The organism is Streptomyces sp. NPDC002785 (assembly GCF_040295565.1).
Taxonomy (GTDB): domain Bacteria; phylum Actinomycetota; class Actinomycetes; order Streptomycetales; family Streptomycetaceae; genus Streptomyces.
The window spans coordinates 1-13109 of record NZ_JBEOVN010000198.1; the positions used below are offsets into that span (position 1 = coordinate 1).

13 protein-coding genes are annotated in these 13109 nt (G+C 71.2%); 5 read left to right on the plus strand and 8 right to left on the minus strand.

All coding sequences use genetic code 11. The annotated features are described in order from the left end of the window. Positions 1–61: 61 nt before the first annotated feature. Entirely contained in the window at positions 62–637 is a 576-nt protein-coding gene (locus ABTZ94_RS31120; RefSeq protein WP_351205728.1) for a TerD family protein, read from the minus strand. Between the two features lie 226 nt (positions 638–863). On the opposite strand from ABTZ94_RS31120, the gene arfB reads away from it, so the two are divergent. After that, a complete protein-coding gene (arfB, locus tag ABTZ94_RS31125) occupies positions 864–1298 on the plus strand; it encodes an alternative ribosome rescue aminoacyl-tRNA hydrolase ArfB (protein WP_351205730.1) in 435 nt (144 codons plus the stop codon). A 189-nt stretch (positions 1299–1487) separates the two neighbouring features. Here the strand turns inward: arfB and ABTZ94_RS31130 are convergent, their stop codons facing one another. Next, positions 1488–1994, minus strand: coding sequence for a flavin reductase family protein (locus ABTZ94_RS31130; RefSeq protein ID WP_351205732.1), 507 nt, complete (start codon positions 1992–1994; stop codon positions 1488–1490). Positions 1995–2364: 370 nt separating this feature from the next. Between ABTZ94_RS31130 and cdgB the strand changes: the two genes are divergently transcribed. Together cdgB and ABTZ94_RS31140 are read left to right on the plus strand one after the other, a co-directional pair. Next, positions 2365–4008 (plus strand): diguanylate cyclase CdgB, encoded by a 1644-nt coding sequence (cdgB, locus tag ABTZ94_RS31135; protein WP_351205734.1) that lies wholly within the window; start codon positions 2365–2367, stop codon positions 4006–4008. Between the two features lie 153 nt (positions 4009–4161). Next, complete coding sequence (locus ABTZ94_RS31140; protein ID WP_351205736.1) at positions 4162–5118, plus strand: CBM35 domain-containing protein; 957 nt, start codon at positions 4162–4164, stop codon at positions 5116–5118. A 279-nt stretch (positions 5119–5397) separates the two neighbouring features. Here the strand turns inward: ABTZ94_RS31140 and ABTZ94_RS31145 are convergent, their stop codons facing one another. From ABTZ94_RS31145 to ABTZ94_RS31165, 5 genes are all read right to left on the minus strand, one after another. After that, on the minus strand, positions 5398–6249 hold the full coding sequence (locus tag ABTZ94_RS31145; protein ID WP_351205738.1) for a class II fructose-bisphosphate aldolase: 852 nt from the start codon (positions 6247–6249) through the stop codon (positions 5398–5400). A 58-nt stretch (positions 6250–6307) separates the two neighbouring features. Next, positions 6308–7288 carry a 1-phosphofructokinase family hexose kinase gene (locus ABTZ94_RS31150; protein WP_351205740.1) on the minus strand — a complete coding sequence of 327 codons (981 nt, stop codon included), beginning with the start codon at positions 7286–7288 and terminating at the stop codon, positions 6308–6310. Positions 7289–7458: 170 nt separating this feature from the next. After that, complete coding sequence (gene nagA, locus ABTZ94_RS31155; RefSeq protein WP_351205742.1) at positions 7459–8613, minus strand: N-acetylglucosamine-6-phosphate deacetylase; 1155 nt, start codon at positions 8611–8613, stop codon at positions 7459–7461. Continuing rightward, the gene (locus tag ABTZ94_RS31160; protein ID WP_351205744.1) at positions 8613–9545 is read right to left on the minus strand and encodes an ROK family protein; all 933 of its coding nucleotides are present in this window, start codon (positions 9543–9545) and stop codon (positions 8613–8615) included. The genes nagA and ABTZ94_RS31160 overlap by 1 nt, the downstream gene beginning before the upstream one ends. 112 nt (positions 9546–9657) lie before the next feature. Beyond that, complete coding sequence (locus tag ABTZ94_RS31165; protein WP_351205746.1) at positions 9658–10566, minus strand: SIS domain-containing protein; 909 nt, start codon at positions 10564–10566, stop codon at positions 9658–9660. Positions 10567–10927: 361 nt separating this feature from the next. Here ABTZ94_RS31165 and ABTZ94_RS31170 point away from each other — a divergent pair, with 361 nt between their 5' ends. Further along, positions 10928–11194, plus strand: coding sequence for a DUF3263 domain-containing protein (locus ABTZ94_RS31170; RefSeq protein WP_351205748.1), 267 nt, complete (start codon positions 10928–10930; stop codon positions 11192–11194). A gap of 13 nt (positions 11195–11207) precedes the next feature. Here the strand turns inward: ABTZ94_RS31170 and ABTZ94_RS31175 are convergent, their stop codons facing one another. Next, a complete protein-coding gene (locus ABTZ94_RS31175; protein WP_351205750.1) occupies positions 11208–11987 on the minus strand; it encodes a hypothetical protein in 780 nt (259 codons plus the stop codon). 220 nt (positions 11988–12207) lie between these two features. Here ABTZ94_RS31175 and otsB point away from each other — a divergent pair, with 220 nt between their 5' ends. Then, positions 12208–13086, plus strand: coding sequence for a trehalose-phosphatase (otsB, locus tag ABTZ94_RS31180; protein ID WP_351205752.1), 879 nt, complete (start codon positions 12208–12210; stop codon positions 13084–13086). Positions 13087–13109: the final 23 nt, after the last annotated feature.

Consider the following 13109-nt stretch of genomic DNA (forward strand, 5'->3'; position numbering starts at 1 on the left):
CCGGCCGCAGGAGATGCGGCCGGGGGCTCCCGGCGTGAACGGAGCAATTGGCTCCGGAACGTCAGATGTTGACGCCGAAGTCCTGCGCGATGCCGCTCAGGCCTGAGGCGTAGCCCTGGCCGACCGCGCGGAACTTCCACTCCGCGCCGTTGCGGTACAGCTCGCCGAAGACCATGGCGGTCTCGGTGGCGGCGTCCTCGCTCAGGTCGTAACGGGCGATCTCCGTGCCGCCGGCCTGGTTGATGATGCGGATGAAGGCGTTGCGCACCTGGCCGAAGTTCTGGCTGCGGCTCTCGGCGTCGTAGATCGAGACCGGGAAGACGATCTTGTCGACGTCGGCCGGCAGGCCCGCCAGGTTGACGTTGATCTGCTCGTCGTCGCCCTCGCCCTGGCCCGTGACGTTGTCACCGGTGTGGACGATGGTCTGGTCCGGCGTCGACTTGTTGTTGAAGAAGACGAAGTGGCCGTCGGAGACGACCTTGCCGCCCGGGTTGACCGCGATCGCCGAGGCGTCGAGGTCGAAGTCGGTGCCGGTGGTGGTGCGGACGTCCCAGCCGAGGCCGACCGTGACGGCGGTCAGGCCCGGGGCCTCCTTGGTGAGGGAGACGTTGCCGCCCTTGGACAGGCTTACAGCCATGGGAAGTCCCTTTCATCGTCGCTTGCGGGCTTCATGCCATCACGAAGCTACCGTCACAGGCCATAACGCGGGCAGGGGGCCGGGAGGTTCCTGCTCCCTTTACTTTCTTTACCGAAGTCCCCCGGACGGCCCGACGGCCGATACGGCTCGTACGGCAAAAGAACCCGACGGCCGATACGGCGCGTACGGCAAAAGAAGGTGACGAACACCCTGTGGGCCGGGGAACATGGGTGTCATGTCCGGGCCCCATGTCATCCGCGGTTCGGTCTCCCTGCCGGAGGCCGAGCTCATGTGGCGTTTCTCGCGGTCCTCCGGGCCCGGCGGGCAGCACGTCAACACCAGCGACTCCCAGGTGGAGCTCCGCTTCGACCTCGCGGCGACCGAGTCGCTTCCCGAGGTGTGGAAGGAGCGGGCGCTCCAGCGTCTGGAGAGCAGGCTCGTCGGCGGGGTGATCGCGGTACGGGCGTCCGAGCACCGCTCCCAGTGGCGCAACCGCGAGACGGCTCTCGTACGGCTCGCGTCCCTGCTGGCCGAGGCCACGGCGCCGCCCCCCCGGCCACGCCGCAAGACCAGGATTCCGCGCGGCATCAACGAGCGCCGCCTGCGCGAGAAGAAGCAGCGCGGCGAGACGAAGCGCGGCCGCTCCGGCCGCGACTGGTAGCCGCGTCCGCGCAATCCGGATGCGCCCCCACGCCCGCGTGACCGGACGACCGCCGTGCCTGCACAGCGGACCGCGCCCGTACAGCGGACCGCGCCCGCGCGACGGACCGCGCCCTTACGCTGACGGGTCCACCCACCCCGGCTCTGCGATGCCGGCCCCGTTTCACCGCCAACTGCGTGAGGCCGCCCCTCACCCCAACTGCCGGTACCGCCCCCGGAAATACGTCAGCGGCGATCCGTCCCCGCTCGGCAGGGCCGCGCTCAGCACCCGGCCGATCACCAGCGTGTGATCACCCGCCAGGACCCGCTGCTCGGTGCGGCACTCCAACGTGGCCAGCGCGCCTCCGACCAGTGGCGCATGGCTGACCTCTCCCCTTGTGCAGGGGATGTCCTCGAACAGCAGGCGGTCGCTGATCCGGCCCTTCATCGCGAACCGTCCGGCGATGTGCCGCTGGCTCTCGGCGAGTACGGAGACCGCCCACAGCGGCTGCTCCGACAGCAGATCGTCCATCCGTGAGCCGTTGCGCAGGCTGACCATGACCAGTGGCGGGTCCAGCGACACCGACATGAAGGCGGTCGCCGTCATCCCGACGTCCTCGCCGCGCCCGTTCGCGTCGAGCGGCGGCTCCTCGGCGGTGATCAGCACGACTCCGGCGGCCAGCCGGGCGAGGGCGCCTCGGAACTCATCGTTGCTCACCCCCTCAGCATGGGGGATGGGCTCGGAACGCGGGGTGGGGGGATTCGTCTGCAACACGTCGGGCACGCTAGCCGCGGACGGCGTGCCGTCGCATCGGGCCAGGGGACCAGCCGGGTCCTAGGACCCGCGGCCCATCGCCGCGGCGGCCAGGCGCTGCAACGCCCGGATTTGCGTTCAAGAAAAGGATGGACCGCATCCGCGGGGCACTCGAACCCCTTCACCATCTGTTGTGACTTGAGTCACAGAGTGCGATATTTGCTGACCCTGTGTACCGAGTGCACAGCTCACTGTGATTCAGTTGCCGTGACACTGAATCAACTACGTCGATATGAAACCTGGAGTGCTGTCGAGGTCTCGGGGAGTGCGAGCAATGGAGGCCGAGTCGGAGCCGTACGTCCGTCTTGCGACGATGCGGCAGCTGCACCAGGCCGTGGCCGATCTCAATACGGCGCGGAGCCTGGCCGACACACTGCAGACCGTGGCGGACGGAATCGTCGCCGGTCTCGGCTACGGGCTTGCCTGCGTGAACCTGGTCCGCCCCGACGGCGATCTCGTCGTCGCCGCCTTCGCCGGCAGCAGCGCCGCAGAAGCCCTGATCACCGGCCGCGTCGGCTCGCGCAGCTCCTGGGAGCGAAGGCTTTCGATGGGTGAGGCCTGGGACGAGCTCCGCTTCATCCCCCACACCGACGGCTGGGTCCTCCTCGACGACGACGTACCGCAGTGGCACACCGAGGGCCCCGACCCCCGCTTCGAGGACGAGTGGCACCCCGAGGACCGGCTCTACGCCCCGATGTACGCGTCCGGTGGCGGTCTCGATCTCCTCGGCGTCATATCCGTCGACCGCCCGCGCAACGGCCGTCGCCCCGGCGCCTGGGGCCGTGAGGCGCTCCAGATGTACGCATCACAGGCGGCCATTGCGATCAGCAACGCCCGGCTGAGAGCAAACATGCAGCGCGCCCTGGTCCGTCTGGAGCGTGAACAGCAGGCGCTACGGGCCAGCGAGGAGTCCTTCCGTCAGGCCTTCGAGTACGCCCCCAGCGGCATGGCCATCGCCGAGATGGGCGGCGACCAGCACGGCAGGCTGCTGCGCACCAACGACGCCCTGTGCCGGCTTCTCGGCCGCCCCGCGTCCGTCCTGCGCCGCTACTCCTTCTCCGACCTCGTCCACCCCGAGGACATCGGCACCCTGCTGCGCACCTCCGCCGAGGGCGGCCGGGCCGAGCTGCGGCTCGGACGGCGGGACGGCACCTATCTCTGGGTCTCGCTGCGCAACTCCGTCGTCGCCGACACCACGGACGGCCCGCGCTTCCTGCTCACCCATGTCGAGGACATAGAGGAGCGCAAGCGCCACGAGCTGAATCTCGCGCACCGCGCCTCGCACGATGCCCTCACCGGTCTGCCCAACAGCGCCGAGCTGCGCTCCCGGCTCAGCTCCCGGCTCTGCGAGCGCCCGCAGTCGGTGGCCACCACCGCGGTGGAGGCGCTGGACGCGGCGTACGGCGACGTCGACGAGCCGGACGCGCGGACATACGGCTACGACGTGGACTCGGCGCCCGGCGGCCCGTACGACCACCATGTGCACTCCGTCGCACCGGACACCGAGGACGACGACGGGGCGAAGGGCCTCGCGGTCCTCTTCTGTGACCTCGACGGCTTCAAGTCGATCAACGACCGCTTCGGCCACCACACCGGTGACGCCGTACTGATCGAGGTCGCCCGCCGTCTCACCATCTGTGTCCGCGACGGCGACACCGTCGCCCGGCTCGGGGGTGACGAATTCGTCGTTCTCGCCGACGGGCTCGGCGCCGCAGACGCGGCGGACCTGGCCGTACGCCTCCGTAACGCCATCATTCCGCCCATTCGGGTCGACGGTCGGGCGGTGCGCGTCGGTGCGAGCTTCGGTATCGGCTGGGCCGCCTGCGGCATGACCGCCGAAGAGGTACTGCGCTCCGCCGACCAGCGGATGTACGTGGAGAAGCGGTCCCGGTCGAAGGAGCAGCGCAGGGCCGGCTGACGTTCCACGACGGAGCTGTTCCCGCATCCCACCGCGGTTCCAGGGCGTGCGGCGGCAATTCTTGTGACGGTCCGTTCGGGGTAGGCTCGGCCGGTCGGCCACGGCTGGCGAAATTCGGCGACGGCTGGCGACATGGTGAGGAGTGACCCAGGGATGACGGCCGGAAACAACGGCGCAAACACGCCCGAGGACGACGATCCGTTCGGCTACCTCTACGAGGACGGGCAGGCAGCAGGCGCCCAGCCGCCACGACAGGGCGGCTACGGCTACCCGGGTCCGGCGGCGCCGCAGCCCGGCGTGCCCAGGACCTCGTACAACCAGGTACGGACCGTCGGCGAGCGCCAGTACGGACAGCAGGTGCCGCACCAGCAGCCGTACGGCCAGCCGAACGCGCAGTACGCCGCCCCGGAGATGTACCCCGGGGGCGCCCCCACCACGCAGGTCCCGCAGCAGGGCGGCCGTGGCCGCACCGGCGGCCCCGGCAAGGGCGGCCCGAACACCAAGGGCCTGCTGATCGGCGCGGTCGCGGTGGTCCTGGTCGTGCTCATCGGTATCGGCGCCGCGCTGCTCACGGGCAACGGCGACAAGAACAAGAAGAAGGAAGAGGCCACCTCTTCCGCCGGCCCCGGCAGCGAGGTCGAGGAGTCCCCGAAGCCCAAGGAGTCCGCGAGCTCCGAGGCACCGGCCGAGCTGCCCAAGCAGGACGCGGCGACGCTGAAGCTCGGCGGCTCGGCCACCGTCGACAAGGCCATCAAGGGTGCGGAAGGCCCTAACGGCTCGTACGTCACCGGTTTCAACGCGGTCGGGTCGTCCGTGGCGTGGAGGGCGAGCATGCCGACCGGCGGTTCGTACCGACTGACGGTGCGTTATGCGATCCCTGCCAAGGACGCCAACGCCACGCTGACGGTCAATGGGAAGCCGAACCCGCAGCCGATCGGTCTCAAGAACTTCGTCCACTCCTCGGACCCGGACTGGGAGAAGAACTGGCAGACCACCTGGGCGCCGGTCGATCTGGTCAAGGGCGAGAACGAGATCAGCATCTCGTGTCAGGAGGGGAATCAGTGTGACGTGATTCTCGACTGGGTCGAGGTCACACCCGCGAGGGGCTGAGTCCTCCCGACGCGTCTCCACGGGGCGCGTGGTGATGACCGAGAGGGAGAAGGCCCCGTCTCACGCCGCAGGGGCGTGAGACGGGGCCTCGTTCGACCGCCGTCATCCCGGTCGGGCGTGCCGGGTGTGTCCTTGCCCCGGGTCGTGCGGCCAGTGGCCGGTGAGATCGAGCATGGACCACCTGTCGTTGGAGTCCGGGCACGTCGAGCGCTGCCCCCCTCGTGCACACTCCGGCCCTCTCGCCCGAAGGTGAGGGGCCGGAGCGCATTTCACGTGCGCTCAGCCCATCAGGGCCAGGAACCCCGCCACCGTCGCCGCCATCGCCTCGCGCCCCGGCGCGATGTACTTCCGCGGGTCGACGCCGGTCGTGTTCTCGGCCAGGTACGCCCGTACCGCGCCGGTGAACGCCGTGTTCAGCGCCGTGCCCACGTTGATCTTGACCATGCCGGAGGAGACGACGGCCCGGCGGATCTCGTCGTCCGGGACACCGCTGGAGCCGTGCAGCACCAGCGGGACCGGGACCGCGTCGCGCAGCCGGCCGATCAGGGCGTGGTCCAGGGCGGCCGTGCGCTCGGTCATGGCGTGCGAGGAGCCGACCGCGACGGCCAGTGCGTCCACCCCGGTGTCGCGTACGTACGCGGCGGCCTCGGCCGGGTCGGTACGGACGCCGGGGGCGTGGGCGTCGAGCGGGGCCTCGCCCTCCTTGCCGCCGACCTTGCCGAGTTCGGCCTCGATCCAGATGCCGCGCTCGTGGCCCCAGGCCACCGCCTCGGCCGTGGCTCGCACGTTCTCCTCGTAGGGGAGCTTGGAGGCGTCGAACATCACCGAGCCGAAGCCCTCCGTGTGCGCCTGGTGCAGCAGTTCCACGGACTCGACGTGGTCGAGGTGGAGTGCCAGGGGGGCGCCGGAGGTGCGGGCGACGGCGGCTGCCGCGGCGGCGATGGCACAGAGCCGTCCGCCGTGGAACTTCACGGCGTTCTCGGAGATCTGCAGGATGGCGGGCGCTCCGGCGCGCTCCGCGCCGGCCGCGATGGCCTCCGCGTGCTCCAGCGTGATGACATTGAAGGCGGCGATCCCGCGTCCCTCGGCCTGGGCGGCGGAGACGAGTTCACCGGTGCTCACGAGCGGCATGCTGACCTCTTGCTGCTTCTTCGAACCAGCTGAACGCAGGTCCGGGACTGGCGCGGCCTCAGGCCGCCGGTGTGTGTTCCTCGATGCCGACGCGCGGCAGCAGCTCCTCGTACGCCGCGCGGTCGAAGTCACCGGCCGTCGGGGAGAGCACGGTCGCCGTCGACAGTGCCACCGCCCGCCGCAGCCGGTCCGGCCAGCTCAGGCCCTCGACGAGGCCGGACAGCAGCCCGGCCACCGCGGAGTCGCCCGCACCGGTCGGATTGCCCAGGACCTTGGCGGGCGGGGACGCCCGCCAGACGCCGTCGGGGGTGACCGCCAGCATGCCGTCCGGGCCCAGTGACGCGATGACGCCGTGCGCGCCGCGGCGACGGGCGTCGTGGGTGGCGCGCAGGGGTTCGCGTGAGCCGGTGAGCTGGGCGAGCTCTTCGGCGTTCGGCTTGATCAGATCGGGGCGGGCGGCGATGCCGCGGCGCAGCGGCTCGCCGCTGGTGTCCAGGAGCACGGGGACACCGGCCGCGCGGGCCGACCGGACCAGTTCGGCGTAGGCGCCGACGTGGATGCCGGGCGGCAGGCTGCCGCAGAGGGCGACGGCGTCGGCCCCGGTGAGGAGCTCCTCGTACCGGCCTTTGAGGGCGGACCATTCGTCGGTGGTGACGAGCGGGCCGGGTTCGTTGAGCTGGGTGGTGTCGCCGGTGGCCCGGTCGACGACGGCGATCGTGCGACGGGTGTTCCCGGCGACGGTGACGAGGGCGTCGGTGACCGGCGCGGGGGTGGGGGCGGCGCTGTTCTCTGCCCCGGCGTCCGCGTCCTGCGGCGGCAGGCCTGCCAGCAGCTCGCGCAGTACGGCTCCGGTGGAACCTCCGGCGAAGCCGGTCACCACCGTTTCGTGGCCGAGGGCGGCGAGCACCCGGGCCACGTTGAGGCCTTTGCCACCGGGCCGCTCGGACATGTCGCCGACGCGGTGGCTGGTGTGCGGGACGAGCTTCGGGACGCCGTACGTCAGATCGAGTGCCGTATTCAGTGTGACCGTGAGGATCACCGCGACCGCTCCCTCGATCCCTGCTCTGGAGCGCGAATCCTTGGAGGGAATGCGCTTTCTCTGGCTGTTTCCCAGGCGATCATGCCAAAGAGGTGGCGGTCGGCCCAGGGCTATGGACCAACCGCCGTCTCTTCGTTACGTAGTCGACTCGCCGTCAATAACGGGTCAAATCAACCGATGTGGGGATCGATGATCCATTCGCCCTTGCGCATGACGCCCTTGAGTGTGAAGTCCGCGTCCAGGACCACCAGGTCCGCGTCCTTGCCTGGGTCCAGCGAGCCGACCTTGTCGTACACGCCGAGCAGCTGTGCCGGGTTGGCGGAGATGGACTGCACGACATCGCCGACCGGGATCCTGTCGATGGTCACGGCCCGGTGGAACGCGGTGTCCAGGGTGAGTGTGGAGCCCGCGATCGAGTTGCCCTCGACCAGCCGCGCGACGCCGTCCTTCACCTCGACCGCGAGCGGGCCGAGCTGGTACCGGCCGTCGCCGAAGCCGGCCGCGTCCATGGCGTCGGTGATCAGCGCGACGCGGTGGGCGCCCGCGTGGTGGTAGGCCAGCCCCAGGGCGGCGGGGTGCAGATGCGTACCGTCGTTGATCAGCTCGACGGTGATCCGCTCGTCCTCCAGCAGGGCGGCGATCGGGCCGGGCGCGCGGTGGCCGAGGCCGGGCATCGCGTTGTAGAGGTGGGTGGCGACGGTGGCGCCCGCGTCGATCGCCTCGACGGTCTGCTCGTACGTCGCATCGGTGTGCCCGATCGCGGCGATCACCCCGTGCTCGGCGAGCAGCCGTACCGACTCGATGCCGCCCGGGAGTTCGGTGGCGAGCGTGAACATCTTCGCGGTGCCGCGCGCCGCGTCCATCAGCTTGCGGACCTCGGCCGGGTCCGGGTGGCGCAGCAGATCCTCGCTGTGCGCGCCCTTGCGGCACGGTGAGATGAACGGCCCCTCGAAGTGGATACCGGCCAGGTCGCCCTGCTCGACCAGCTCGGAGAGGACGCCGGCCCGCTGGGCCAGGAAGTCCATCTCGCCGGTGACGGTGGAGGCGACCAGCGTGGTGGTGCCGTGCTCGCGGTGGGTGCGGATGCCGGTGAGGACCTCGTCCACGGTGCCGGAGGTGAAGGACGCGCCGCCGCCGCCGTGATTGTGCATGTCGACGAAGCCCGGGACCACCCAGTGGCCGCTCAGGTCGACGCTCCGGGCGCCCTCGGCCGCACCGCCGACGATCCGGGTGCCCTCGACGATCACCCGGCCGTCCTCGACGGTCCCGGCGGGAAGCACCACCCGGGCGCCTGCGAGAACTGTGCTGTCTGCGCGTCCGGTCATCAGGCGGATACCTCCGTGGAGAGAAGATCCCAGGCGAGCAGCCCTGCGCCCAGGCATCCGGCGGTGTCCCCGAGGGCCGCCGGGACGATGTGGGGCAGCTTCTGGAACGTGACACGTTCCTCGACGGCCGCACGGAGTGGTGTGAACAAGGTTTCCCCGGCCTCGGCGAGACCGCCACCGATGATGAGGGTGCGGGGGTCGAGCAGTGTCAGCGCGGTGACCAGCCCGGCGGCGAGCGCGTCGACCGCGTTCCGCCAGACCTCCACGGCCGCCGGGTCGCCCGACTCCACGGCCTTCGCGCAGTCCGCGGCGTCCGCCGCCGGATCGCCGGACGCGGCGGCCCAGGCCCGGGTCACCGCGGAGGCGGACGCCAGGGTCTCCAGACAGCCGCGCTGGCCGCAGCCGCAGTCCGGGCCGTCCGGCCGGACCACGATGTGGCCGATCTCGCCCGCGTACCCGTGCGCGCCGGACTCGATGGTGCCCGTGATACCGATGGCCCCGGCGATCCCGGTGCCCAGCGGTACGAAGAGGAAGCGGTCGGCGCCCTTGCCCGCGCCGATCCGGCCCTCGGCGAGCCCGCCGGTGCGCACATCGTGGCCGAGCGCGACGGGGACACCGCCGAGCCGCTCGCCGAGCAGTTCCCGCAGGGGTACGTCGCGCCAGCCCAGGTTCGAGGAGTAGACCGCGATCCCGTTCTCGGCGTCGACGATGCCGGGCACGGCGACCCCGGCCGCTCCAGCGCTTTCGCCGAGGTGCTCCTCGCCGTAAGCCCGCAGGTCCGCGGCGAAGGCGAGGATCGACTCCACGACGGCTTCGGGACCGCGCTGTCTGCTGGTCGCCCGCCGCGCCTCGTGCAGCAGGGCGCCGTCGGCCCCGACCAGTGCGGCCTTCATTCCGGTGCCGCCCACATCGAGGGCGATGACGTGTTTCACGGGAAACAGTTTCGCGCGAGGAACCCAAAAGGTCTAGTCCACTATCGTGGTTTGTTGCGCATCCATACAAAATCGCGCCCGCGGCCCCGGGCGGTGGACCCGGACAGCGGGCTCAAGGCGAAAGGATCACGCTGCGCGAGAGGTTGCGCGGGTGGTCCGGGTCGTACCCCTTCGACTCCGCGAGCTCGACCGCCAGCCGCTGCGCCCGGATCAGATCCGCCATCGGGTCCGCGGTGGCATGCGCGACCAGCGTCCCGCCCACCTGTGCCACATCGCCGGCGAGCCCCTCCGGCAGCGGACCGAACACCCACGCCACGCGGTGCGGTCCGGTGATCGAGATCGGGCCGTGGCGGTACTCCATGGCCGGGTACGACTCCGTCCAGGCGCCCGCCGCCTCGCGCATCTTCAGTCCGGCCTCCTGGGCCAGGCCGTACGTCCAGCCACGCCCCAGAAACGTCCACTGCTCGGCCGAGACCACCGCCTCGTCCAGCGGCTCCGTCACTGCGAGCTCCGCGTCGACCGCCGCGGCGGCGACCGTTTTCACCCCGGCCGGAAGCGGACCCGACGCTTCCAGGCCGGCCCGCAGAAAGGCCAGCGCGGTGGTGGCGAAGCGGGTCTGGACGACCGACTCCTCGTCCGCCCAGTCCAGCACGGCCACCGCGTCGGCGGCGTCCATGACCGGGGTCTTCGGGTCGGCGGTCAGCGCGACGGTGGTGACCTTGCCGCGCAGCTCGCCGAGGAGCTCCAGCACCTCGGTCGTCGTACCGGAGCGGGTGATCGCCACCACCCGGTCGTACGGCCGCCCGGCCGGGAACTCCGACGAGGGATACGCGTCCGTCTCTCCCTGCCCGGCCGCCTCGCGCAGCGCCGCGTACGCGATCGCCATGAACCAGGAGGTGCCGCACCCGGTGACGGCGACCCGCTCACCCGGCCGCGGCAGCCCGTCGAACACCGCCCCCGCCTCTGCGGCACGCCGCCAGCAGCTGGGCTGGGTGGAAATTTCTGATGCGGTACGGGACATGCTGGACGGCTCCTTGCGGCGTGGAACGGTAACGATGCGGGCGGTGCGGCACAGCAACGGAGCGAAGGTCTGGATCACGAAGAGCTTTGCACCGAAACCTACTTAGCAGTCGGCGCAGGTCAAGGGCAATGCCCCTCACCCGCCAACCGGACAAGGATCCGGGCGCGTTGCCAAAGCGATACACCGATGGCGTGGGTTCAAGCAGCGCGGCCACGTGTCGGGACGGGCAAGTGCTTCGACGCGGTCGCGCCCGAACGGGAGCCCCGAGAGCGTGCTGGGGAAGATCGCGCAGGACGCGAGGGCGGCGCAGGTCGCGGAGTGACGGGTGGTGGCTCTCCGGCCGGGCGATAGGTTGGCTGATATGACTGCCCCCCCGAATGGCCCCGACGACACGGACGGCCCCATCGGCCTCTCCGACAGGGACCGTGCCGTGCTCGCCGTCGAACGGCAGTCGTGGGCCGGGCCCGGGGCGAAGGAACGCGCGATCCGCGAACAACTCGGCATCTCGCCCGCGCGCTACTACCAGCTGTTGAACGCACTGCTCGACGACCGCCGCGCGCTGGAGGAGGACCCGGTGACGGTGAACCGCCTGCGCCGGGTCCGCGATGCGAGGCGGGGGCGCCGCTGAAACCGGCCCCCGCTCAGCCGGAGACGGTGATCAGGACGGGTTCCGCAGTGCCGGTGACGCGTAGTGCCTCGACGAAGACCTCCGTGGTCCAGGCTGCCGCGTCAAGGGACCACACGGGCACCCGGCAGCAAAAGGCCAGGGCCCGGTGCATCCCCTCGGTCTGCACTTCGCCGGTCAGCGGCAGGGCCAGACCGGGCAGGTCCACGGCGGTGGTTTGCGGCTCGACGGTCATGCATCCGTACGTGCACGCCAGCACCTCTTCGCGAATGCGCCCGGCGCGGCCGGCCAGCTCCGCGTCGCGGCCCGACACGGTCACGGTGATCTGCCTGACCGCGCCCGGGGCGGCCAGCTCGTACCAGCCGGCGGCGTACAGGAAGGCGGCGGCGGGGTCCGGTGCCAGGTGCACCGGCGCGACGGTGTGCACGCCGGTGACGCGGATGTCGCCCACCTGCCGCAGTGCGTCGCCGAGGACCGTCGCCACGGGCAGTACGGGCAGTCGTTGCCGGTTCAGGTGGGAGGGCACGTCCACCTGGAGCCAGCCGATCTCCCGTACGCGCCCGTCCTGCGTCCAGTCCTCCCCGGCGTCGTTGTGCCCCCACCGGCTCCCCCCGAGCTCCATGCCGGCCCCCAGAAGGGTGCTGCTCCACCCGTAGACCTCGGCCCGGCTCACCGCCAGGCCGAAGAGATCGACGTCGGCCTCCGAGGCGCCCTCGGGCGGTGCGAGCCAGGGATGCCGGGTGAGAACTCCGTGCACGCCCATGAGCAGAGTGGAGTCCCGTACCGCATCACTCATCGCTTCTCCCTGCACACCCGCGCCACACACCCGCGCCGCAGTTGAAGGTCATCGTGGCAGTGACGGCCTTCTCCGGGGAGTCGGCCTCGCCGATGATGTCCACGTCGATGTTTCACGCTCACGAGGTAGCCGGCCGCTGCGTGTCCGTCACGCCGCGGACGCCGCCCGTATGCCATGCCGCCCATGGCTGTGTCCAGCGGTACGCCTATAGGCTCAACCCATGGGCAGCAACCCGCACGCACCCGCGCCGAGCGAGACCCCGTCCGAGCTCCCGACCCCCACCACCCCACCCGGCCGAGAAGCCCTCGCCGCGATCCTCGCGCGCCCCGACCGTGCCGTCGTCGCGCTCGATTTCGACGGGACGCTCGCCGACATCGTCCCGGACCCGGAACAGGCCCGTGCCCACCCCGGCGCCGTCGACGCGCTCGTCGCGCTCGCCCCGAAAGTGGCCTCCATCGCCGTGATCACCGGCCGCCCGGCCGGCGTCGCGGTCCGGCACGGCGGCTTCGCCGGAGTGCCGGGACTCGACCACCTCGTCGTCCTCGGCCACTACGGCGCCGAACGCTGGGACGCCGTCTCCGGCACCGTCCACACCCCCGCCCCGCACCCCGGCATCGCCGCCGTCCGCGCCGAACTCCCGGGCGTGCTCGACCGGTTCGACTCATGGCACGGCACCTGGATCGAGGAGAAGGGCCAGTCGCTCGCGGTCCACACCCGCCGCGCCGCCGACCCGCAGGCCGCGTTCGAGGCACTGCGCGGCCCCCTCGGCGAGCTGGCCGCACGGCACGGGCTGATCGTCGAACCGGGCCGCCTGGTGCTGGAGTTGCGCCCGCCCGGCATGGACAAGGGCGTGGCGCTCGCACAGTACGTACGGGAGACGGACGCCGAGTCCGTCCTGTACGCGGGCGACGACCTGGGCGACCTCGCCGCGTACGCCGCCGTGGAGAAGCTCCGCACCGACGGCCCCGACGGCATCCCGGGCCTGCTGGTCTGCAGCGGCAGCGCGGAAGTGCCCGAACTGGCCGAACGGGCCGATCTGCTGCTGACCGGCCCGGGAGCCGTGGTGGGCTTCCTTTCGGCCCTGGCGCGGCATCTCTAGGTTCTGTTGTCGCACTGCCGGGC

Coding starts and splice junctions, on each gene's coding strand:
- nagA (WP_351205742.1), bottom strand. CDS start 8,613: ATGACCGGACGCGCAGACAGCACAGTTCTCGCAGGCGCCCGGGTGGTG.
- otsB (WP_351205752.1), top strand. CDS start 12,208: ATGGGCAGCAACCCGCACGCACCCGCGCCGAGCGAGACCCCGTCCGAG.
- cdgB (WP_351205734.1), top strand. CDS start 2,365: ATGGAGGCCGAGTCGGAGCCGTACGTCCGTCTTGCGACGATGCGGCAG.
- ABTZ94_RS31140 (WP_351205736.1), top strand. CDS start 4,162: ATGACGGCCGGAAACAACGGCGCAAACACGCCCGAGGACGACGATCCG.
- ABTZ94_RS31120 (WP_351205728.1), bottom strand. CDS start 637: ATGGCTGTAAGCCTGTCCAAGGGCGGCAACGTCTCCCTCACCAAGGAG.
- ABTZ94_RS31170 (WP_351205748.1), top strand. CDS start 10,928: ATGACTGCCCCCCCGAATGGCCCCGACGACACGGACGGCCCCATCGGC.
- ABTZ94_RS31175 (WP_351205750.1), bottom strand. CDS start 11,987: ATGAGTGATGCGGTACGGGACTCCACTCTGCTCATGGGCGTGCACGGA.
- ABTZ94_RS31145 (WP_351205738.1), bottom strand. CDS start 6,249: ATGCCGCTCGTGAGCACCGGTGAACTCGTCTCCGCCGCCCAGGCCGAG.
- arfB (WP_351205730.1), top strand. CDS start 864: ATGGGTGTCATGTCCGGGCCCCATGTCATCCGCGGTTCGGTCTCCCTG.
- ABTZ94_RS31165 (WP_351205746.1), bottom strand. CDS start 10,566: ATGTCCCGTACCGCATCAGAAATTTCCACCCAGCCCAGCTGCTGGCGG.